Below are 20,059 nucleotides of genomic sequence, written 5' to 3' on the forward strand. Positions count from 1 at the left end.
GCAGCCCGTTTCCTTTGAGGGTAGTGAACTTCCGCTGCGGCCGAAGCCGGCCGACAGCGGAGCGTATGTCGTTGCGCGTTACGCGCTGCGCCGGATCGCCGACGTCTCGCGCGGCAGCGCTTCGCCGCGCTCGCCGCAGCCGAGCAGGATGCCGGCGAGCAGCACGATGAGGTGCCCTTCGGCGAAATCGAGCAGCAGCGAATTCGCGAGACTGCCGACCGTGAAGATCGCGAGCCAGCCGAGCAGCAGATGCCGCGAGCGCGGATCGAGCGTGCGGCTGCCGCGCGCGATCTGCGCGATCAGGTTGACGAACAGCACCAGGCCGAGCGTGCCGAGCTGCACGGCCATCAGCAGGTATTCGTTGTGGGGGTTCGACGTGAGCTGGCCTTCGGCCGCTGTCTTGCCGGCCGCGAGCTTCTCGAACTGGACTTCGAGACCGCCCGCGCCGTAGCCGATCACGGGACGCTGACGATACAGATCGAGGCCCTTCTTGTACCACTCGAGCCGTAACCCGGACGACGTGATCGCGTCGCTCTGATGGTACTGCTGCACTTCCGACGCGACCTCCACGAGCCGGCCGTTGCGCATCGTGCCGACCGCAACCACGAGTGCCACGCCGGCCAGCGCCAGCACGCAGGCGGCGAGCCACGCGCACAGCGCCGATTGCTTGTGCAGCAGGAGCACGAACCGTACGGCGACAACGAGGATCAGCAGCAGCGCAATGACCTGCCCCGTGCGTCCTTGCAGCATCACGAACACGTTGACGAGCGACCAGACTGCCACGCCGGCATAGGCCACACGCGGCAGCGCCCTGCGGGCCGACAGCGCGAGATCGGCCGCCTGATAGAACAGCAGCGCGCCGAACATGCCGGCCGCGATGTGGTTCTTGAACACCCAGGCGCGGGACGTTGGCAGCCCGGTCGCGTGCGCGGGCCCGATCGCGGTCAGGCCGAGATAGTTGGTCGTCGACAGAACCAGGATCACGCACAGCGTGACGAACCAGCAGCGTTGCACGATCGGCGCCCAGTTCGACTGACGGAATGCGAGCACGGCGAAGGGCAGCAGCAATAGCTTGTCGTATTTCGCGACCCAGTTCCATGCCTTGTCATGCGGCGCGACTGTATAGGTGACGCTGGCGGCCAGCGCGGCGAGGATCAGCAACGCCGCGAGCGACGGCGGATCGGTGACGAACGAGCGCAGGTTGCGCCAGAATTCGGGCGAGATGACGAGCGCAACCGCGAACAGCGCGCAGAAGATGTTGGTCAGCGCCGTCGAGACAGGCACCATGCACAGCGCGGCGACGGCGAAGGCTCGGGCGGCGGTCAGGCGCCGGGTGGCGGGGGCGGAAAACGAAAGCATCGGAACCTGTCGAATGGGCGAATGCGGCACGCGGGCACGTGCGGCGCGCCGCTCGTCCCGGCGGCACGGGCCAGGACGAACCGCGCAGTATACGCGAAGCCGGCCGCGTTTCCGCGTCGTTTCCAGGGCCAGATCGGGTGGATCCGATCACCCGAGCCCGATCAGCTGAACGCGCGCTTGATCCTCGAGCGCAGCAGCGCGCGCTTCAGGCGTCCAGCGACTGCCGGCGTGTCGAGCGCGATGCGCGTGCCGGCCGGCTCGCCGCGATGCAGGTAGTAGCGGTCGAACGTCGCCTGGGTCATGCCCCATTTGTTCAGGAACTGGCGGCGGCCGTCGTTCTTGACGATCTTGCCCGTGCTCTTCTGCTGGAAGTGGTAGACGAGGCTGTCGCCGACACCCAGGAAGATCCGGCAGCCGGCATCCCAGAATTTCATCGAGAAGTCGTTGTCGCTGCTCATGCCGGGCGACAGTTCGCTGCTGTAGCCGCCGATCCGGTTCCACCAGTCGCGGTGCACGAGCGTCGGCGGCCAGGTCGAGCCGAGCCAGTCGGCGCGCACGAGCTGCGGGGCCGCCGCGACGAGGCCCGCCGCGTCGAATTGTTCGGCGTCGCGGCCGAAATTGCTGACCACGACGCACGGGTTGCGCGTGTCGACCGGCTCGACCATCGTGCCCGACAGCATGAAGAGGTCGGTCGGCATCTGTTCGATGCGGCGCACGAGCGCCGTGTCCCAGCCGGGGCAGCAGAACATGTCGTCGTTCATGTAGACGACGTAGTCGCGTGTTGCGCGCGCGGCGGCCCAGTTCACCGCGTGGCAGATGCCGATGTTGGTCGGCGACGCAGTGTGTTCGATGCCTTCGCTGCGCACCCAGTCGAGCGTGCCGTCCGAGCCGTCGTTCACGTGCACGATGATCTGGTGGTCGTACGCGGAGTGGCGGCGCAGGCTGTCGACGACGAGCTTGAGGTACGGCAGGTTGTTCCAGGTCGGAATGATGATGGAGAACATGGCGGTCGGATTCGGTAGTCGTCGTGGTGCGCGGCGGCGCCTGTCGGGCAGGCACGCGGGGCGCGGGCAGCCCGGCATTGTAACGCCGGGCCGGCCGCGTGCCGGGCGGGCGCTCAGCGCGCCCGTTCGTGACCGAGCTTCAGGAAGCGGTAGTACACGGTCTCCGCGTTGAACACGGCGATCATGAAGCCTGCACGGCCGTCGAGGAAGCCGCGCCGCAGCACGTAGGTGCGCACGAATGCCCAGGCGCCGCGCGCGAGCGCCTTGCCGAAGCCGCCGCGCTGGCCGGCTGCGCGGCGCTGGCGCGCACCGGCCGTCGAATACGCGTCGAGCTTGCGCACGACGGTTTCGAAATCCTCGTACGAATAGTGCATCAGCTTGCCGGACAGGCGCTGCGCGGCGCCATCGAACACGAGGCGTTCGTGCACGAGATCGTCCGAGAAGCGCGCGGCGCCGCGCCGGAACAGGCGCGGGATCCAATCCGGATACCAGCCGCTGTGATGGATCCACTGGCCGCAGAAGCTCGACAGCCGGTCGACCGCATAGACCTGCGCGGCCGGCGCGCGGATCGTGTCGCGGATCGACCGCGCGAGTTCCGGGGTGACGACTTCGTCGGTATCGAGGGACAGGATCCAGTCGGTGTCGAGCGCGTCGAGCGCACGATTCTTCTGCGGGCCGAAGCCCGGCCAGTCGCGCTCGACGATCACGCGCGCGCCGTGCGCCTGCGCGATCGCGACGGTATCGTCGGTGCTGCCGCCGTCGATCACGACGACGTCGTCGGCGAACGACAGCGCGGCAAGGCACTGCGCAAGCCGCGCGGACGCGTTGAGGGCGATGAGGGCGACGCCGAGGGAGGGTTCAGCCATGAAATCGTCGGAAAGGCGGAGAAAACGGTGAGCGGCAGTATACCCGCGGCCCGGCCGCCGCCCGCATCGGCCATGACCGTTCCGGCCGGGGCGGTGCGGCTATAATGTTGAGCCCTTTTCGGCACCCGCCCGACAGGGGCGAAATCCCGGGCGGCCACGTCCGGGCGCCGCTTCGCGGCTCAAGAAGGAATGCCTTGGAAACCCAGAACACTCTTCGCAAACCGATGGACGGCACCGGCACCTCGCCGGTGACGGTCCTCAAGCGCCTGTGGCCGTACATCCGGCCGCTGATCGGCATCGTGGTGCTCGCCGTGATGACGATGGGCGTCGTCGCGGCCACCGAGGCCGGTATTCCGGCGCTGCTCAAGCCGCTGCTCGACCACGGCTTCGGCTCGCACGGCAGCGACCGCGCGAAATGGTACGTGCCGATGGCCGTGATCGGGCTCGCGCTCGTGCGCGGCGTATCGCAGTACGCGTCGAATTACCTGCTCAACTACGTGTCGAACCGTATCCTGCTGCAACTGCGGCTCGAGATGTTCCAGCGGATGCTGCACACGGGCGCGTCGTTCTTCCAGCGCGAGACGGCGAGCACGGTGATCAACGCGATCGTGTTCGAGGTCAACCAGATCCTGTCGGTGCTGACGGGCGTGATGGTCACGCTCGTGCGCGATTCGCTGACGGTGATCTTCCTGCTCGGCTACCTGTTCTACCTGAACTGGCGGCTCACGCTGATCGTCGCAGTGATCCTGCCGGGCATCGGCTGGCTCGTCAGCAAGATCAACCGCCGCCTGCGCCGCCTGAACCGCGAGCACCAGACGCTGACCAACGAGCTGTCGTACATCGTCGAGGAGACGGTCGGCGGCTACAAGGTCGTCAAGGTGCACAACGGCGAAGCGTACGAGATGGACCGCTTCGCGCAGATGAGCAAGCGCCTGCGCGGCTACGCGATGCGCATGACGATCTCCGGCGGCCTCGCTCAGCCGCTCACGCAGTTTCTCGCGTCGATCGCGCTCGCGGTCGTGATCACGATCGCGGTCGTGCAGTCGTCGAACGACCAGACGACGGTCGGCGGCTTCGTCGCGTTCGTCACGTCGATGCTGCTGGTGATCTCGCCGCTCAAGCACCTGATCGACGTCAACCAGCCGCTGCAGCGCGGGATGACGGCCGCGGAGCTGATCTTCGGGCTGATCGACGAACCGGCCGAGCCGCGGGGCGGCGGCCGGCTGCTGCCGCATGCGCGCGGCGAGATCGAGTTCCGCGACGTGTCGTTCGACTACGGCGCGGCCGAGCGGCCGACGCTCGACCGCATCTCGTTCAAGGTCGCGCCCGGTGAAATGATCGCGCTCGCGGGCCCGTCCGGCAGCGGCAAGACGACGCTCGTAAACTTGCTGCCGCGCTTCTTCGACCCGACCGACGGTGCGATCCTGGTCGACGGCGTACCGGTTGCCGACTACGACCTCCACGCGCTGCGCGGCCAGATGGCGATGGTCAGCCAGGACGTCGTGCTGTTCAACGACACGATCGCCGCGAACGTCGCGTACGGGCAGACGCCCGACCGCACACGCGTGCAGGCCGCGCTCGAGGCTGCAAACCTCGCCGATGCGGTCGCCGCGATGCCCGACGGGCTCGACACGCTCGTCGGCGGCAACGGGATGCGGTTGTCCGGCGGCCAGCGCCAGCGTCTCGCAATCGCGCGCGCGATCTACAAGGACGCGCCGATCCTGATCCTCGACGAAGCGACGTCGGCGCTCGACTCGGAATCGGAGCGCCACGTGCAGGCCGCACTCGAACGGCTGATGGAAGGCCGCACGACGCTCGTGATCGCGCACCGGCTGTCGACGATCGAGCGTGCGGACCGCATCCTCGTGCTCGAGGCCGGCAAGATCGTCGAAGAGGGCAGCCACGACGAATTGCTGCGCCACGGCGGCCTCTACGCGCACCTGCACCGGATCCAGTACCAGCAGCAGGCGGCGTAACGCGGGGTCATGTGCGCGGTCATGCGGCCGCGCGATACCGTGTGCTAGTCTTGATCGGGTAGTTCGAGTGGTTTCGTTCGACGTGACAACACGGAGGGAAGGCACGATGAAGAAGATGCACGGGATGATGCTGGCCGCGCTGATCGCGGCGGGTTTCGCCGCGCCGGCCGCGATGGCGCAGGACCACGACAACCACAACGACCAGGGCGGCCATGGCATGCACCGCGGCCACGGCCCGAATCACATGCCGCCCGGCCAGATGCGTCATGAGGACGACGTGCCGCCGCGCTGGGCCGACCAGCCGCGCCGCGAGTGGCACAAGGGCGACCGGCTTCCCCCCGAGTTCCGCGATCGCCAGTACGTGATCGACGACTGGCGCGGCTATCGCCTGAGCCCGCCGCCGCGCGGCTATCAATGGGTCGGCGTCGGCGGGGATCACCTGCTGGTGCAGATCGGCTCCGGCATCGTGCTGCGGATCGGCGACTGACCTTGCCGATCGCCCGGCACGTATCGCGATGCGTGCCGGGCTGCCGCGTCACTTGGCCGCTGCGCGGCGGAACCAGCGGCGCTCGATTTTCGACATCACCCAGCACACGCCCAGCGCACACACGGTGCCGAGCGTCACCTCGCCGAGCCGCATCAGCGGAATGTCCCACAGCGGGCCGTTGCCCGGAAACAGCAGCACGATCGTCGCGGTCACGCCGCCGAGCCGTGCCGCGCTGCCGACATTCAGGCACCAGCAGCAGACGACCACGACCGCGACGGTAATCGCATACGCGACGAGCCGGTCGCCACCGAGCGCCGCGCCGGCGAAACCGAGCACGCCGCCGACCATCGCGCCGACGAACTGGTCGCGCGACAGCGACATCGTGTCCGAGTAGTTGTGCTGCGTCACGGCGATCGCGGTGATCGCCGCCCACACGGCCTGCTCGGTGTGCAGCGCGCGGCCGATCACGTACGCGAGGCACGCGCCGCACACGGCCTGCAGCGCCATCAGCCCGCCTTGCGCGAGCCGCTCGCTGAATGACAGCCCCTTGAACAGATCGAAGATCGACTGCTGAATCTGCTGGCGGGCTTCGTTGAGTGTCCTGATCGTATCCATCATGCGTTGGGCAAGAAGCGGGTAACGGCGGCGCGCGGGCGTCAGTGCGCCTGTTCGGGCGATGCGGCGGCCGGTTCGTCGGCCGCCGCATCGCCGTTCTCGACGCGTGTTTCGGGCATCACGAGCCAGACCAGCAGCACCGCCAGCGCACCGGCCCCCGCGAGCCCGAAGAAGCTGACCGCGTTGCCGAAGTGATCGGCGACGTAGCCGGCCGCGGCCGTGCTGAGCGTCGCGCCGATCCCGGCCGCGAGCCCGAACAGCCCGATGCACAGGTTGTAGCGGCCCTTGCCGCCCGCGACGTCGGCCGCGATCAGCGGCAGCATCACGCCGAACACGGCCGCGCTGATGCCGTCGAGCATCTGCACGGGCACCAGCAGGTACGGGCTGCTCACGCCGGCGAACAGCAGCGCACGCACCGGCAACGCCGAAAAGCCGAGCAGCAGGATCGGCCGTCGGCCCCAGCGTTGCGCGGAGCGCCCGACCCACGGCGACAGCATCGCGACGATCGCCTGCGGCACGATGATGCACGCGGCGATCACGAGCTGCACGTTTTCGCCCATCCCGGCCGTGACTTCGCCGGCCGCGAGGTTCAGCATCGCCGCGTTCGACAGATGGAACAGCACGACGCAGGCGGCGAAGATCAGCATCCGGCGGTCGCGCAGCAGTTCGAGGAGCGTTTCGCGTTCGCCGGCTTCGTCGCGGTCGTCCGGCTTCGACGATTGCGGGATCACCTCGTGCGTCGGCTGGATCATCGCGAGCGCGAACAGCGCGGGCAGCGCCAGCACGGCAGTCAGCCAGAACACCGCGCGCGCGGAGAAGTATTCGCCGGTGAGCCCCATCAGGCCCGCCGCGACCGCGCTGCCGATCGACGCCCAGCGCGCGTTGCGGCCGAGCCGGTCGCCGAGGTCGGCGCGGCCGACGAGCGAGAACGAGATGGCGGCCATCGCCGGCACGAGCATGCAGCTCGCGAAACCGTGGAACACCTCGGCGGCGATCACCGGCACGATCGTCGGGCTCGACGCGAGCAGCACCGCGGACAGGATGATGGCCGCGATCGCCCACGCGGCCGCGCCTTTCTTGTTCTTCAGCGCATCGACGGCCGCGCCGCCGGGCACCTGGCTGACCATCGCGCTGATCGTGCCGATCGACAGCACCATGCCGATCTCGCCCTGCGTCCACTTGTGCGACGCGAGGTAGGACGCGATGAACGGACCGAACCCTGTTTGAACGTTTGCAACGAAGAAGTTGAGCCAGTCGAGGGACCGGAGACTGCGTGCGCTGACGGAATGCTTGATCGTCATCGGGTCGCACTCGCAGATGAAGCCGGCACCGGTGCCGGGGCAACGGGCGGGAAGACCGCGACAATCGGCTTGTCGGGCGCGTAGGGCGGCGATGCCTTGATCTGTGCGTCGTTCAGGTCGAGTTGCGGGCGCAGCGCCTTGTCGCGCGTGACGAAGCGCAGCGCGCCCCAGCTCGCGGCGATCGAACGGCGATCGGTATTGACGAGGCCGCCGAGGTCGAGCACGACAGCCTGCGGCTGCGACGCGCGGTCGATCAGCACGTCGACGATGCGGCCGATCTTCGTGCCGTTCGGGCGCTCGACGTCGCTGTCGAGCAGCGGCAGTCGCGTCGCGGGCGAAGCCGCGGCCGAACCCGACAGCGGCACGGCCTTGGGCCGCACAGCCGGGGGCAGGTCGCCCGACGGCACGTCGAGCACGATCGGCTCCTGTTTGCCGCCCGGCGTGAAGCGGAACGCGTTCCACGGGAAGATGACCTTGCGGTCGCCGACGCCCATGAAGCCCTGCAGGTTGACGACCATCTCGCGCGGCTTGCCGCTCGCGTCGGTCACCATGTCGACCGCGCGGCCGATCACCTTGCCGTTGCGGCGCGCGACTTCACTGTCGAGCAACGCGTGGATCTGGGTGCGGTCGAGCGGGCGCGTCGCGACGATCGGCGCGGGCGGTGGCGGCGGCGGTGTCGGCGATTCGGGGCGCTGCACGGGCTTCGGCCGCGTGACTTCGCGGTGCGGTTTCTTCGGCGCTTCCGGTTCCTCCGGATGCGTCGGCGCGGGCACGGGCGGCATCGTCAGCGGTTCGCCGGCGGTTTCCTCGACGGGCTCGACGAGCGCCTCGCTGATCGGCGCAGGCGGATTCTGGACCGGCAGCAGCCCGCAGCCGGACAGCAGCGCGGCGACGGCGACAATCAGGAAGACCGTCGAGGACGGCAACGACTTACAGGATGCGGGAAACGGAAGTCCGCCGCTCATTGACACTCACTCCATGGGTCGGGGGCGGCCCGAGGGCACGCGGCTGGCGATGGATGGCGGGTGCGGGCGGCGCACCACGCGACGTGAGATTTTAACGTGTCTTGCTTTCAGGACCGATTTCGATGGCTTGCTGGAGGCGGACTGTCGGGAAAAGGAAGGGATCGCGAGGTGGGGAAGAGGTTGGATACCGGCTAAGGCGCCCGATCGTCTGCGACGTGCGGGCGCCGTACCGGCCTGCTGCTTATTTGACCAGCGCGCCGATCGTTGTCGTCACGGGCGCGAGCACGCCGGCGCCCGTCTTCGAGAGTGCACCGGTGCCGCTGCCGCCCGTCAGCCCCGCGACGGGTGAGCCGCCGGTCGCGCCGGATACCGCTCCCGTCACGGTGCCGACCGCCGACGTGAGCGCGGCGGCCGGGTTGCTGCCGCCCGTCGCGCCGCCGAGTGCGCCGGTCGACAGGAGCCCCGTGACCGGCGCGAGCGGATTCGTCGCGGCACCGCCGCCGCCGAGCAGTGTCGTGCCGGCGGTGGCCACCGTATTGCCGGTCGCCGTCACGACGTTGCCGACGCCGGTCGTGACCGGATTGCCGCCGGTTTTCGCGATCGTCGTGCCGGCGTTCGCAACGCCGTTGCCGACTGTCGTCACGAGGTTCGTGAGCGGTGCGCCGAGCGGCGTGCTCGATGCGACGGTCTGCGTGACCGACCCGACCGTCGTCGTGATCGGCGTGATCGCCGAACTGGCGGCGCCCGTGACCTGCGCGACGGGGCCGGTCGACAGCTGCGTGCCGAGCGTTGCGCCGCCGCCCGCGATCGTATTGCCGAGCGTCGTGATCGCGCCGCCGACGGGCGACGTGACGGGGGCGAGCGGGGCCAGTGCCGAGCCGCTGGCACCGAGACTCGACACGACGCCGCCGGTCGCCGCGACCGCGTTGCCGAGGTTCGTGACCACGCCGCCCGTGCTCGCGACCGTCGTGCCGACCGGGTTCGACGATGCGCCGAGCTGGCCGAGCCCCGACCCGAGCCCGGTGCCGAGCGTCGTGACGGCGGCACCGGCATCCTGCACGACGGTGCCGAGCCCTTGCGTGGTCGCCGCGTTCGTGCCGGGCAGCGACTGGCCCGCGATCACCGTGCCGGCGCCCGATACGGTGCCGCCCGCGGCCGTCACGACGTTGCTCGACGCGTCGATCGTCTGGCCGAGTGCATTGGCCGACGTGCCGGTGCCGGACGTGCTGCCGGTTCCGCTCCCCGTGCCGCCCGCGGTCGAGCTGCTGCCTGACGCGCTGCCGCTTCCGTTGCCGGCGCCCGTGCCGCCGGTCGTCGCGGTCGTGTCGCCCGAACCCGAGCCGCTGCCGCCGGTGCCCTGGCTCAGCGAGCCGGAGCCGCCGCAGGCGGACAGCGACATCAGCGCCGCAACACCCGCCGCGATCATGATCATTCGGAGTCCTGCTTGATGGATGGTCGGCGTAGTCATGTCGTCCTCGTCTTGTCTCGTTTGATGGATTGGGTCAGGCGGCCGTCGCGTGCGCCGACGTGTCGTCGCTGCGAACGGGAAGCGGCTGGCGCGTTGTCGGTTTGTCTCCCTGATTGCCCGTCGCCGTGTCGCATTTCGCCCGTACCGGAATCCGGAGCACCTGTCGGGCGAGCGATTCGCATTCTTTCGTATTGCTTGCCGATCGCGCCGGAAAACACCGGATTCCTGGCAATCAGAGTAGGTCCGCCGATGCGAGGCGTCTTTTAATGATCGTTAAATTGAAGTAAGCGTCCGATTCAATGCGGAAATCGGGGTAATCACGGTCGACGCGATGCGAATCGTGTGAGTCGATGCCGGAGAGGCGGGTGGCGAAGGCGGGAGGGGTGCCGCACCGGCCTGGCCCGCCGTCATGGCGGGCAGGCGCGGGCGCTGCGTGAAGCAGGGTGAAGCGGGGGAAATCAGGCGTCCGGATACCACGCGTCGGTGAACTCGCTGACCTTGACGTCCTTCAGTTCCGGGCGGGCGGCGAGCCACCCGCGCACGAGTTCGCGATCGGCGTCGGTCGTCGTGCCGCGCGGCGCGCCGGAGATCACGTACGCGCCGATGCCTTCGTCCGCGGACGCGACGGTCATCAGCCCGTTCGCTTCGACGAAGTCGATGAACGCGTCGATCAGCTCGCCGCGCGCGAGGTCGGTCATGTCGTTGCGGTAATGCGCGGTGGCGTTGAACGCGAGTTCCTGGAATTCGCCGATGTGGAGTTTCTTGCGCTGGCGGCGGTTATGGCCTTGGCTCATGGTGTGTGGTGAGTGAATGAGAGGTGGGTAAGGATAGCGCGGCGGATGGCGCGGGCGCCCGGTCGACATGCGGCACGGGCGAGGCTGGAGGCGAAAGCGGGCGTATCGCGGGACCGTTTTCGAAACTGTTCTTAAACAATTGCGCGATGCGCTCTTCGCCGTGCGGCCTGGTCAAGCGGCCTATTGCACGCTTGACCGAATGATACAGGGATGGCGAGCGTGTTCCGTTTTGCTAACGTCTGCGGTCATTCGAACAACCACGAGGGCCGTATGTCGGACGAATCGCTATTCGTACAATGGTCATGTCGACCTTACGTCGGGGGATCTGTTTTTCTGGATCGCGGTCGGCGAGCTCCATGCCCGCCTCGGACTCGATGATCTCGCTGCTGCTGCGGCAGTCCTGCTTGGCCAAGGCGATGTGCCGGCACCCGGTAAATTTGCCACGGCGACCAAGGGCACATCGGTCGTGTCGATTGCTGCGCGCAAGCTTTTGCCGATTCAGATGAAGATGCGCTTGCCGATGATCTTGTCAGTGAGCGCCCAGGGCGTACGGATCGCGTCCACGAAGAATCTTGGTGCATGGGTTGGCAGGACCATTCCGGTCATCGGGGAAGTTTTTCTGGCCACGGATGCGGCCGTCATCATGTTCAACACGGTGCGCCGGTACAACGCCGTCGCCAAACCAGAAGACAGGGTGTTCTGATCGTGCCGACCGATATGTGGGAAAAGCTGGCCATATTTACACGTGAAGAGCTGGGTCGACCGTTGTTCGGCGGTCAGCTGAGGATCGAACCTTTCTCACGCCTCGAAGAGGGTCTGGGCGTGACGGGAGTCGACGCAGTCGAGTTCATCGACAAATGGGCAGAAACGTTCGGTATGCATGCCACTGAGTTCCCTTACGACCGCTACTTCGGTCCTGAGGGCCAAGACATGGTGACGACGTTTCTCGCGCTGTTTTCGGAGCGTTACCGTAAGCCGCCGCGTGTACCGCTTACGTTCGCCATGCTGGAAGAAGCGATGCGTCTCGGCCGGTGGGATACCGAAGCGATCGAGCGTTTCGCACGGGAAGGGGGCCGCGCGGAATAGCCGTTCACCATTGCATGCAGGTTGCGCGAAATCCCTGCCGTGCCGGGCAGGAATCGCGCAACCGCAGCAGAACGCAGCGTTACATCAGCACGATATCGTACTGCTCCTGGCTCAGATTCGACTCGACCTGCAGCGACACCGGCTTGCCGATGAAGTCGATCAGCATCGCAAGATGCTGCGATTCCTCGTCGAGAAACAGGTCGATCACCTGTTGCGCGGCGATCACGCGGAATTCGCGCGGGTTGAACTGCCGCGACTCGCGCAGGATCTCGCGCAGGATGTCGTAGCACACGGTGCGCGACGTCTTCACCTGGCCCTTGCCCTGGCAGGTCGGGCATGGCTCGCACAGCACGTGCGCGAGCGATTCGCGCGTGCGCTTGCGCGTCATCTCGACGAGCCCGAGCTGCGAGAAGCTGTTGACCGTCACGCGCGTGCGGTCGCGCGACAGCGCCTTCTTCAGCTCGGACAGCACCGCGTCGCGATGCTCGGCGTTCTCCATGTCGATGAAGTCGATGATGATGATCCCGCCGAGGTTGCGCAGCCGCAGCTGCCGCGCGATCGTGTGCGCGGCCTCGAGGTTGGTCTTGAAGATCGTGTCGTCGAAGTTGCGCGCGCCGACGTAGCCGCCCGTGTTCACGTCGATCGTCGTCATCGCCTCGGTCTGGTCGATCATCAGGTAGCCACCCGACTTCAGGTCGACGCGGCGCGACAGCGCGCGCTGGATCTCCGTCTCGATGTTGTACAGGTCGAACAGCGGCCGCTCGCCCGTGTAGTGGTGCAGCTTCGGGCTCACGGCCGGCGTGAACTCGGACGCGAATTCCGAGAGGCGCTGGTACGTCTCGCGCGAATCGACCTGGATGCGCGTCGTGTCATCGTTTGCGAAATCGCGCAGCACGCGCTGCGCGAGATCGAGATCCTGGTACAACAGGCTCGTCGCCGGCAGCCGCTGCGCCTGAGCGACGATCGTCGCCCATGTCTTGCGCAGGTACGTGACGTCACCGGCGAGTTCGTCGGAGGTCGCATCCTCGGCGATCGTGCGGACGATGTAGCCGCCTTTCTCGTCCGCCGGGATCACGGCCGTCAGGCGCGCACGCACGGCCTCGCGCTCGGCCTCGCTCTCGATCTTCTGCGAGATGCCGATGTGCGGCTCCTGCGGCAAGTAGACGAGCGTGCGGCCCGCGATGCTGACCTGTGTCGACAGCCGCGCGCCCTTCGTGCCGATCGGATCCTTGATCACCTGGACCATCAGCGTTTGGCCCTCGAACACGATCTTCTCGATCGGCTGGTGCGGCGTGCCCGACTGCGGCTCGCCCGCGAGGCGCGGATGCCAGATGTCGGCGACGTGCAGGAACGCTGCGCGTTCGAGGCCGATGTCGATGAACGCGGACTGCATGCCGGGCAGCACGCGCACGACCTTGCCGAGATAGATGTTGCCGACCCGCCCGCGCGACAGTGTGCGCTCGACGTGAAGCTCCTGCACCGCGCCTTGCTGGACGAGTGCGACCCGCGTTTCCTGCGGCGTGAGGTTGATCAGGATTTCTTCGTTCATGGTGGGATTCAGAAGGCGACGTGCGCGGTGCGCAGCAGCGCGGCAGTCTCAAAAAGGGGCAGACCCATGATACCTGAATGGGAACCGTCGATTCGCTCGATGAACTCGGCCGCGCGCCCCTGGATCGCATATGCGCCGGCCTTGCCGAACGGCTCGCCCGATTCGACGTAGCGCACGTACGCATCGCGCGACGCGGCCGCGAAGCGCACCGACGAGCGCGACAGTGCGGGCGGCAGCAGTTCGCCGTCGGCATCGATCACGGCGACGGCGGTCAGCACCGTGTGTTCGCGGCCCGCGAGGCGGGTCAGCATCGCGAGCGCGTCGTCGGCGTCGGCCGGCTTGCCGAGGATCGCGCCGTCGATCGTGACGGTCGTATCGGCGACCAGCACCGGCGAGGCAGGCTTGCCGCTCGCGACGAGGCGCGCACGCGCAGCCTCGGCCTTGGCGATGGTCACGCGTCGAACGTAGGCATCGGCGGCTTCGCCGGGCAGTTCGGCCTCGAGCGCCTCGGCGTCCTCGTCGGGGTGTGGCAGCAGCAGTTCGAAGCGTACGCCGATCTGCTGCAGCAGCTCCTGGCGGCGCGGGCTTTGCGAAGCGAGGTAAAGGATCGGGAAAAGCGCGGGGGGCGTGCTGGACGGCATGGTGTCGTTATCTCGGTGTGCGCGCGTGGCGCGCGTCTCGAGGACGACACGTCATGCGCGGTGGTAGGGGTGATTCTGCGTGATGCTCCACGCCCGGTAAAGCTGTTCGGCGAGCAGCACGCGCACCATTCCGTGCGGCAGCGTCATGCTGGAGATGCGCAGCAGCGTGTCGGCGCGCGCTTTCAGCTCGGGATCGAGCCCGTCCGCGCCGCCGATCACGAACGCGACGTCGCGGCCGTCCTGCTGCCAGCCGGGCAGCGCCTGCGCGAGCTGCATCGTGGTCCAGTCGCGGCCGCGTTCGTCGAGCGCGACGAGGCGCGCACCTTTTGGCAACGCGGCCTCGATCTTCTGCCGCTCGGCGGCCATCACGCTTTCGGCGCTGCGGCCGCCCGAACGCAGTTCGGGCTTGATCTCGCGCAACTCGATGCGCAACTCGGGCGGCATCCGCTTCGTGTATTCGTCGAAGCCGGATGCGATCCAGCCCGGCATCTTGTGGCCGACCGCAAGGATGAAAAGCTTCATCGGAAGACGCTTAACGACTCGGGGCTCAACGGCGGCGGGCGGCCGTCTTGCGCGCCGGGCGTGCGGGCGCGGCTTCCTCTTCGTCCTCGTCGCCTTCGCTGGCCGTGGCGAAGCCGTTCCCCTTGCCGCCGCCGAGTTTCATCCGCACGGGTTTGTCGCCCCAGATTTCCTCGAGGTTGTAGTACTGGCGCAGGGCCGGCTGGAGGATGTGCACGACCGCGTCGCCGCAGTCGACCAGCACCCATTCGCCGGTGTCTTCGCCTTCGGAGCTGACGATGTCGCCGCCGGCTTCCTTGACCTTGTCGCGCACGCTCGACGCGAGCGCCTTGGTCTGGCGGTTGGAGGTGCCCGAAGCGACGACCACGCGGTCGAACAGTTCGGTCAGGTGGCTGGTGTTGAACACCTTGATGTCTTGCGCCTTGACGTCTTCGAGGGCGTCGACGATCACGCGCTGCAGTTTGCGAATATCCATGGATTCAGGAGTGGTAGAGGCGATGTTGAAGAATATAGGCCCATACGGCGGCCGGCACATGCTCGGCCGACGCGTCGGGCATTTGCGCATGGCGCGCGATGCATTCGCGCAGGTGGGCGCGGATGTCGGTCGCGGCAATGTCGAACGAAAGGGTCGTATCGATCAGCAGGCGGCCGGCCGGCGTGGCCTTCAGCACGTCGGCGCCGGCCTGCCGCGCGGCGATTTCCTGCGCGACGTCCGGCGGCGCCGCGCCGAGCTCGAAGCCCGGGCGCGTCGACACGCAGATGTGCGCATAGTCGAACAGCTTGCGCCAGTCGCGCCACGTGTCGAGGCGCACGAGCTGGTCGGCGCCGATCAGCAGCGACAGCGACGCGTCCGGGCCGATCCGCTCGCGCCAGCGCGCGAGCGTCTCGACCGTGTAGGTCGGGCCGACGTGCTCGATCTCGTCGGTGGCGACGGTCACGGTCACGCCCGGCACGGACAACGAGCCGGCGGCCGCGCGCGTCATCGCGAGCCGATGCTCGGCGGCCGACACGTCGCGCTTCTGGTACGGCTGCCCGGCGGGCAGCAGTACGAGTTCGGTCAGGCCGAGCAGCTCGGCGAACCGGCGCGCGAGCGCGAGATGGCCGTCGTGGATCGGGTCGAAAGTGCCGCCCAGCAAGCCGATACGACGCGGCAGCGGGGCGGGGCGGGCGATGGTGTCCAGAAACGCTTCCTTTTTCTTGAAGCAGGGGTCAGACCCAGTCGCGCGGCACGATGAAGTCGCTGTACAGGCGCGCTTCCGGCGAACCCGGTTCGGGTTGCCAGTTATAGCGCCAGTTCGCGACCGGTGGCATCGACATCAGGATCGACTCGGTCCGGCCGCCGCTTTGCAGGCCGAACAGCGTGCCGCGGTCGAACACGAGGTTGAATTCGACGTAGCGGCCGCGACGGTACGCCTGGAAGTCGCGCTCGCGCTCGCCGTACGGCAGCTCGGCGCGGCGCTCGACGATCGGCAGGTAGGCCTGCAGGAACGCGTCGCCGACGCTTTGCATCATGTCAAACGAGCGTTCGAAACCGGGCTCCGAGAAATCGTCGAAGAAAATCCCGCCGATACCGCGCATCTCGTTGCGGTGCTTCAGGAAGAAATACTCGTCGCACCATTTCTTGAAGCGCGGGTAGAGCTCGACGCCGAACGGGTCGAGCGCATCCTTGCAGGTCTGGTGGAAATGCCGGGCGTCGTCCTCGAAACCGTAAACCGGTGTCAGATCCATGCCGCCGCCGAACCAGAACACGGGCTCCTCGCCCGGTTTCGTCGCGATCAGCATCCGCACGTTCATGTGCACGGTCGGGCAGTACGGATTGCGCGGGTGCAGCACCAGCGACACGCCGAGCGCCTCGAAACCGCGGCCCGCGAGCTGCGGGCGTGCCGCGCTCGCCGACGGCGGCAGTGCATCGCCCGCGACATCGGAAAAGCCGATCCCCGCGCGTTCGAACACGCGGCCGCCTTCGAGAATCCGCGTGCAGCCGCCGCCGCGCAGGCGCTCGGCCGGCCCGCGCTGCCATGCGTCGGTCGCGAGCGGCGTGCCGTCGAGCGCGCCGAGCGCGTCGGCGATGCGTGTCTGCAGGTCCTGGAGGTACGTGCGCACGCGCGCTACGTCGTAGGTCGAATCGGTCATGTCTGGACTGGCTGCCCCCGCCCGAAGCGGGGGCCGTAAAAAAGGCATCTGCCGGGCATTCTATCGAACCCCGGCAGAGCAGCGGGCGCGCAGGGTTGCGGCGCGCCCGAAGCGAATCGTCACGCGCTCTTGCGGTTGAGCGCGCGGAAGCCGATGTCGCGACGGTACTGCATGCCTTCGAAGTTGATCTGGTTGATCGTGTCGTATGCATGCTGCTGCGCTTCACGCACCGAATCGGCCAGGCCGACCACGCACAGCACGCGGCCGCCGGACGTCGTCAGCTTGTCGCCGTCGAGCGTCGTGCCCGCATGGAACGTGACTGCCTGTTCGGTCTCGGCCGGGATCCCGTTGATGCGGTCGCCCTTGCGCGGCGCGTCCGGATAACCGTGCGCGGCCAGCACCACGCCAAGCGCGGTGCGGCGGTCCCAGTCGAGCTCGACCGTATCGAGCGTGCCCGCGATCGCCTGCTCGACGACCTTCGAGAAATCGCTCTTCAGGCGCGCCATGATCGGCTGCGTTTCCGGGTCGCCCATCCGGCAGTTGAACTCGAGCGTACGCGGATTGCCTTCCTTGTCGATCATCAGGCCCGCATACAGGAAGCCCGTGAAGCGGATGCCGTCCTTCTCCATCCCGCGCACGGTCGGCATGATGATCTCGCGCATCACGCGTGCGTGCATCTGCGGCGTGACGATCGGCGCGGGCGAATACGCACCCATGCCGCCGGTGTTCGGGCCGCGATCCTCGTCGAGCAGGCGCTTGTGGTCCTGGCTGGAAGCCAGCGCCAGCGCGTGCTTGCCGTCGACCATCACGATGAAGCTGGCTTCCTCGCCATCGAGGAATTCCTCGATCACGACGCGCGCGCCGGCATCGCCGAGCTTGTTGCCCGACAGCATCATGTCGACGGCTTCATGTGCTTCTTCCAGCGTCATCGCGACGACGACGCCCTTGCCGGCCGCGAGGCCGTCGGCCTTCACGACGATCGGCGCACCCTTCGCGTCGATGTACGCGTGCGCGGCGGCCACGTCGGAGAACGTTTCGTACTCGGCGGTCGGGATGCCGTGGCGCTTCATGAACGCCTTCGCGAAATCCTTCGAGCTCTCGAGCTGCGCGGCTTCGCGGGTCGGGCCGAAGACCTTCAGGCCGCGTGCGCGGAACAGGTTGACGATGCCGGCCGCGAGCGGCGCTTCCGGCCCGACGAGCGTGAACGCGACGCCTTCGCGTTCCGCGAAATCGGCGAGTTCGTCGAGCGCCGTGATATCGACGTTCTTCAGACGCTCGTCCTGCGCCGTGCCGCCATTGCCGGGCGCGACGTAGACCATCTGGACGCGCGGCGATTGCGCGAGCTTCCACGCCAGCGCATGTTCGCGGCCGCCGGAACCGACGACGAGTAGTTTCATGGGATTCCCCGCAGACTAGAAAACAGGGCGGCCGGCACGCTCAGGCGCGCCGGCCGCGGATTCGGTCGGGCCGCCGCCGCGACAGGTGCACGGCGGCCGGCACATCATTCCTCGACGATGACGGCGTTCGTATACACGTCCTGCACGTCGTCGAGGTTCTCGAGCGCGTCCAGGAGCTTCTGCATCTTCGCCGCGTCGTCGCCGGTGAACTCGACTTCGTTCTGCGGCTTCATCGTCACTTCGGCGAGTTCGGCCTTGAAGCCGCCGGCTTCGAGCGCGTCCTTCACCGCCGAGAATGCCTGCCAGTCGCACAGCACTTCGATCGAACCGTCGTCGTTCGTGTTCACGTCGTTTGCGCCGGCTTCGAGCGCGGCTTCCATCAGCGCGTCTTCCGACGTGCCCGGTGCGAACAGGAACTGGCCGACGTGATCGAACATGAACGCGACCGAGCCGTCGGTGCCCATGTTGCCGCCGAACTTCGAGAACGCGTGGCGAACTTCCGCGACCGTGCGGGTGCGGTTGTCGGTCAGCGTGTCGACGATGATCGCCGCGCCGCTGATGCCATAGCCTTCGTAACGGATTTCCTCGTAGTTCGCGCCGTCCGCGCCGCCGACGCCGCGATCGATCGCGCGCTTGACGTTGTCCTTCGGCATGTTCGCATCGGCCGCCTTGTCGACCGCGAGACGCAGGCGCGGGTTCGAGTTGACGTCGCCGCCGCCGAGGCGCGCCGCGACCTGGATTTCCTTGATCAGGCGAGTCCAGATCTTGCCGCGCTTCGCGTCGGCCGCTGCCTTCTTATGCTTGATGTTGGCCCATTTCGAATGACCAGCCATACCTTTCTCCGTGCCCGGGCGCGCAGCGCGGGCGATTGTTTCAATGTGTCGTTGAATCGGCGGCCGTTTCGGCGGGCATGAAGCCGCGGGGCCGCGCGTGTCGAGTGGATCGAGATTTTATCACGCGCAGACCGCCGGATCGGGGCCGCCGCGCATGGCCGAACGGCCGGGCAGGCCGCCGCGAGCCGGGCCGCGCGCTGCGCGGCCGTGCAGGTGCTCAGTTCTTGGTGCCGAACAGGCGGTCGCCCGCGTCGCCGAGGCCGGGCACGATGTACGCGTGCTCGTTCAGGTGCGAATCGAGCGACGCGACGAACAGCTTCACGTCCGGGTGCGCGTCCTGGAACACCTGCACGCCTTCGGGTGCGGCGACCAGCGCGACGAACATGATGTTCGCGGCCGGCACGTTGCGGCGCTTCAGCACGTCGACCGCGTGCACGGCCGAGTAGCCGGTCGCGACCATCGGGTCGCACAGGATGAAGATGCGGTCTTCCAGGTCCGGCAGGCGCACGAGGTATTCGACCGGGCGGTGATCCTCGGCGCGGTACACGCCGATGTGGCCGACGCGAGCCGACGGAACCAGGTCGAGCAGGCCGTCCGACATCCCGATGCCCGCGCGCAGCACCGGCACGATCGCCAGTTTCTTGCCCGCGATCACCGGCGCGTCGACCTCGACGAGCGGGGTTTCGACCCGCTTGGTGGTGATCGGCAGGTTGCGGGTGATCTCGTAACCCATCAGCAGCGTGATTTCGCGCAGCAGCTCGCGGAACGTGCGCGTGGACGTGTCCTTGTCGCGCATGTGGGTGAGCTTGTGCTGGATCAGCGGGTGATCGGTGATGAAGAGGTTCGGGAAACGGCTGTCCTGTTTCATGACGGGGGCGCCTTGGCGGCAAAAGGGGATCGGGGGCGGCGGCGGGCGCAAGCCGGCCGCACGCTTATGCCCGCAATTTTACCAAGGCGCGCCGCATGATCCGGATAATATCGACGTCTCACGACAATCCGCGCGCCCGCGCCCGCCCGTTCGCCTGCCTGGCCCGCCCGTGGTCCATGCGCCGGCGCGACGGGGCCG

General features: G+C 67.7%; 21 protein-coding genes. 4 read left to right on the forward strand and 17 right to left on the reverse strand.

Going from position 1 to position 20,059, the window contains the following annotated elements:
• Positions 1-78 precede the first annotated feature (78 nt).
• From B7G54_RS28045 to B7G54_RS28055, 3 genes are all read right to left on the reverse strand, one after another.
• Positions 79-1,359, reverse strand: a complete 1,281-nt coding sequence (locus tag B7G54_RS28045) for an O-antigen ligase family protein (RefSeq protein WP_085042011.1) — start codon at positions 1,357-1,359, stop codon at positions 79-81.
• Positions 1,360-1,520: 161 nt separating this feature from the next.
• Positions 1,521-2,363: a glycosyltransferase family 2 protein gene (locus B7G54_RS28050; RefSeq protein ID WP_085042012.1), complete on the reverse strand. Its 843-nt coding sequence runs from the start codon at positions 2,361-2,363 to the stop codon at positions 1,521-1,523.
• A gap of 113 nt (positions 2,364-2,476) precedes the next feature.
• Entirely contained in the window at positions 2,477-3,229 is a 753-nt protein-coding gene (locus B7G54_RS28055) for a glycosyltransferase family 2 protein (RefSeq protein ID WP_085042013.1), read from the reverse strand.
• A gap of 224 nt (positions 3,230-3,453) precedes the next feature.
• Here B7G54_RS28055 and msbA point away from each other — a divergent pair, with 224 nt between their 5' ends.
• Both msbA and B7G54_RS28065 read left to right on the forward strand, forming a co-directional pair.
• Positions 3,454-5,205, forward strand: coding sequence for a lipid A export permease/ATP-binding protein MsbA (msbA, locus tag B7G54_RS28060; RefSeq protein ID WP_085042014.1), 1,752 nt, complete (start codon positions 3,454-3,456; stop codon positions 5,203-5,205).
• A gap of 106 nt (positions 5,206-5,311) precedes the next feature.
• The gene (locus B7G54_RS28065; protein WP_085042015.1) at positions 5,312-5,692 is read left to right on the forward strand and encodes an RcnB family protein; all 381 of its coding nucleotides are present in this window, start codon (positions 5,312-5,314) and stop codon (positions 5,690-5,692) included.
• A 48-nt stretch (positions 5,693-5,740) separates the two neighbouring features.
• On the opposite strand, the gene B7G54_RS28070 is transcribed toward B7G54_RS28065, so the two are convergent.
• The 5 genes from B7G54_RS28070 to B7G54_RS28090 form a co-directional block, all read right to left on the reverse strand.
• The gene (locus B7G54_RS28070; protein WP_085042016.1) at positions 5,741-6,307 is read right to left on the reverse strand and encodes an FUSC family protein; all 567 of its coding nucleotides are present in this window, start codon (positions 6,305-6,307) and stop codon (positions 5,741-5,743) included.
• A gap of 41 nt (positions 6,308-6,348) precedes the next feature.
• Complete coding sequence (locus B7G54_RS28075; RefSeq protein ID WP_085042017.1) at positions 6,349-7,608, reverse strand: MFS transporter; 1,260 nt, start codon at positions 7,606-7,608, stop codon at positions 6,349-6,351.
• Complete coding sequence (locus tag B7G54_RS28080) at positions 7,605-8,573, reverse strand: PRC-barrel domain-containing protein (protein ID WP_085042018.1); 969 nt, start codon at positions 8,571-8,573, stop codon at positions 7,605-7,607. Before B7G54_RS28080 ends, B7G54_RS28075 begins: the two co-directional genes overlap by 4 nt.
• A gap of 241 nt (positions 8,574-8,814) precedes the next feature.
• Positions 8,815-10,041 carry a collagen-like triple helix repeat-containing protein gene (locus B7G54_RS28085; protein ID WP_085042019.1) on the reverse strand — a complete coding sequence of 409 codons (1,227 nt, stop codon included), beginning with the start codon at positions 10,039-10,041 and terminating at the stop codon, positions 8,815-8,817.
• A gap of 458 nt (positions 10,042-10,499) precedes the next feature.
• Positions 10,500-10,835: a YggL 50S ribosome-binding family protein gene (locus tag B7G54_RS28090; RefSeq protein ID WP_085042020.1), complete on the reverse strand. Its 336-nt coding sequence runs from the start codon at positions 10,833-10,835 to the stop codon at positions 10,500-10,502.
• Positions 10,836-11,082: 247 nt separating this feature from the next.
• Between B7G54_RS28090 and B7G54_RS28095 the strand changes: the two genes are divergently transcribed.
• On the forward strand, positions 11,083-11,538 hold the full coding sequence (locus tag B7G54_RS28095) for an STM2901 family protein (protein WP_085042084.1): 456 nt from the start codon (positions 11,083-11,085) through the stop codon (positions 11,536-11,538).
• A gap of 2 nt (positions 11,539-11,540) precedes the next feature.
• Positions 11,541-11,921, forward strand: coding sequence for a DUF1493 family protein (locus B7G54_RS28100; RefSeq protein ID WP_106409037.1), 381 nt, complete (start codon positions 11,541-11,543; stop codon positions 11,919-11,921).
• 79 nt (positions 11,922-12,000) lie between these two features.
• Here the strand turns inward: B7G54_RS28100 and rng are convergent, their stop codons facing one another.
• The 9 genes from rng to upp all read right to left on the reverse strand — a co-directional run bounded on the left by rng (position 12,001) and on the right by upp (position 19,861).
• Positions 12,001-13,470, reverse strand: coding sequence for a ribonuclease G (gene rng / locus B7G54_RS28105; protein WP_085042022.1), 1,470 nt, complete (start codon positions 13,468-13,470; stop codon positions 12,001-12,003).
• A gap of 8 nt (positions 13,471-13,478) precedes the next feature.
• Positions 13,479-14,111, reverse strand: coding sequence for a Maf family protein (locus tag B7G54_RS28110; protein ID WP_085042023.1), 633 nt, complete (start codon positions 14,109-14,111; stop codon positions 13,479-13,481).
• Between the two features lie 51 nt (positions 14,112-14,162).
• Positions 14,163-14,633, reverse strand: coding sequence for a 23S rRNA (pseudouridine(1915)-N(3))-methyltransferase RlmH (gene rlmH / locus B7G54_RS28115; protein WP_011352746.1), 471 nt, complete (start codon positions 14,631-14,633; stop codon positions 14,163-14,165).
• A gap of 25 nt (positions 14,634-14,658) precedes the next feature.
• A complete protein-coding gene (gene rsfS, locus B7G54_RS28120; RefSeq protein ID WP_027786832.1) occupies positions 14,659-15,105 on the reverse strand; it encodes a ribosome silencing factor in 447 nt (148 codons plus the stop codon).
• 4 nt (positions 15,106-15,109) lie between these two features.
• Positions 15,110-15,811 carry a nicotinate-nucleotide adenylyltransferase gene (locus B7G54_RS28125; protein WP_085042024.1) on the reverse strand — a complete coding sequence of 234 codons (702 nt, stop codon included), beginning with the start codon at positions 15,809-15,811 and terminating at the stop codon, positions 15,110-15,112.
• A 28-nt stretch (positions 15,812-15,839) separates the two neighbouring features.
• On the reverse strand, positions 15,840-16,763 hold the full coding sequence (hemF, locus tag B7G54_RS28130; protein WP_085042025.1) for an oxygen-dependent coproporphyrinogen oxidase: 924 nt from the start codon (positions 16,761-16,763) through the stop codon (positions 15,840-15,842).
• A gap of 119 nt (positions 16,764-16,882) precedes the next feature.
• Positions 16,883-18,160, reverse strand: coding sequence for a phosphoribosylamine--glycine ligase (gene purD / locus B7G54_RS28135; protein WP_085042026.1), 1,278 nt, complete (start codon positions 18,158-18,160; stop codon positions 16,883-16,885).
• Between the two features lie 104 nt (positions 18,161-18,264).
• Positions 18,265-18,993: a YebC/PmpR family DNA-binding transcriptional regulator gene (locus tag B7G54_RS28140; RefSeq protein ID WP_011352741.1), complete on the reverse strand. Its 729-nt coding sequence runs from the start codon at positions 18,991-18,993 to the stop codon at positions 18,265-18,267.
• Between the two features lie 217 nt (positions 18,994-19,210).
• Positions 19,211-19,861, reverse strand: coding sequence for a uracil phosphoribosyltransferase (gene upp / locus B7G54_RS28145; protein ID WP_043188934.1), 651 nt, complete (start codon positions 19,859-19,861; stop codon positions 19,211-19,213).
• Positions 19,862-20,059: the final 198 nt, after the last annotated feature.

Source organism: Burkholderia puraquae, from assembly GCF_002099195.1.
Taxonomy (GTDB): Bacteria; Pseudomonadota; Gammaproteobacteria; order Burkholderiales; family Burkholderiaceae; genus Burkholderia; species Burkholderia puraquae.

Bases quoted from the DNA above. Each gene is read 5' to 3' on its own strand.
- B7G54_RS28045 (WP_085042011.1), bottom strand. From the start codon at position 1,359: ATGCTTTCGTTTTCCGCCCCCGCCACCCGGCGCCTGACCGCCGCCCGA.
- B7G54_RS28050 (WP_085042012.1), bottom strand. From the start codon at position 2,363: ATGTTCTCCATCATCATTCCGACCTGGAACAACCTGCCGTACCTCAAG.
- B7G54_RS28055 (WP_085042013.1), bottom strand. From the start codon at position 3,229: ATGGCTGAACCCTCCCTCGGCGTCGCCCTCATCGCCCTCAACGCGTCC.
- msbA (WP_085042014.1), top strand. From the start codon at position 3,454: ATGGACGGCACCGGCACCTCGCCGGTGACGGTCCTCAAGCGCCTGTGG.
- B7G54_RS28065 (WP_085042015.1), top strand. From the start codon at position 5,312: ATGAAGAAGATGCACGGGATGATGCTGGCCGCGCTGATCGCGGCGGGT.
- B7G54_RS28070 (WP_085042016.1), bottom strand. From the start codon at position 6,307: ATGGATACGATCAGGACACTCAACGAAGCCCGCCAGCAGATTCAGCAG.
- B7G54_RS28075 (WP_085042017.1), bottom strand. From the start codon at position 7,608: ATGACGATCAAGCATTCCGTCAGCGCACGCAGTCTCCGGTCCCTCGAC.
- B7G54_RS28080 (WP_085042018.1), bottom strand. From the start codon at position 8,573: ATGAGCGGCGGACTTCCGTTTCCCGCATCCTGTAAGTCGTTGCCGTCC.
- B7G54_RS28085 (WP_085042019.1), bottom strand. From the start codon at position 10,041: ATGACTACGCCGACCATCCATCAAGCAGGACTCCGAATGATCATGATC.
- B7G54_RS28090 (WP_085042020.1), bottom strand. From the start codon at position 10,835: ATGAGCCAAGGCCATAACCGCCGCCAGCGCAAGAAACTCCACATCGGC.
- rng (WP_085042022.1), bottom strand. From the start codon at position 13,470: ATGAACGAAGAAATCCTGATCAACCTCACGCCGCAGGAAACGCGGGTC.
- B7G54_RS28110 (WP_085042023.1), bottom strand. From the start codon at position 14,111: ATGCCGTCCAGCACGCCCCCCGCGCTTTTCCCGATCCTTTACCTCGCT.
- rlmH (WP_011352746.1), bottom strand. From the start codon at position 14,633: ATGAAGCTTTTCATCCTTGCGGTCGGCCACAAGATGCCGGGCTGGATC.
- rsfS (WP_027786832.1), bottom strand. From the start codon at position 15,105: ATGGATATTCGCAAACTGCAGCGCGTGATCGTCGACGCCCTCGAAGAC.
- hemF (WP_085042025.1), bottom strand. From the start codon at position 16,763: ATGACCGATTCGACCTACGACGTAGCGCGCGTGCGCACGTACCTCCAG.
- purD (WP_085042026.1), bottom strand. From the start codon at position 18,160: ATGAAACTACTCGTCGTCGGTTCCGGCGGCCGCGAACATGCGCTGGCG.
- B7G54_RS28140 (WP_011352741.1), bottom strand. From the start codon at position 18,993: ATGGCTGGTCATTCGAAATGGGCCAACATCAAGCATAAGAAGGCAGCG.
- upp (WP_043188934.1), bottom strand. From the start codon at position 19,861: ATGAAACAGGACAGCCGTTTCCCGAACCTCTTCATCACCGATCACCCG.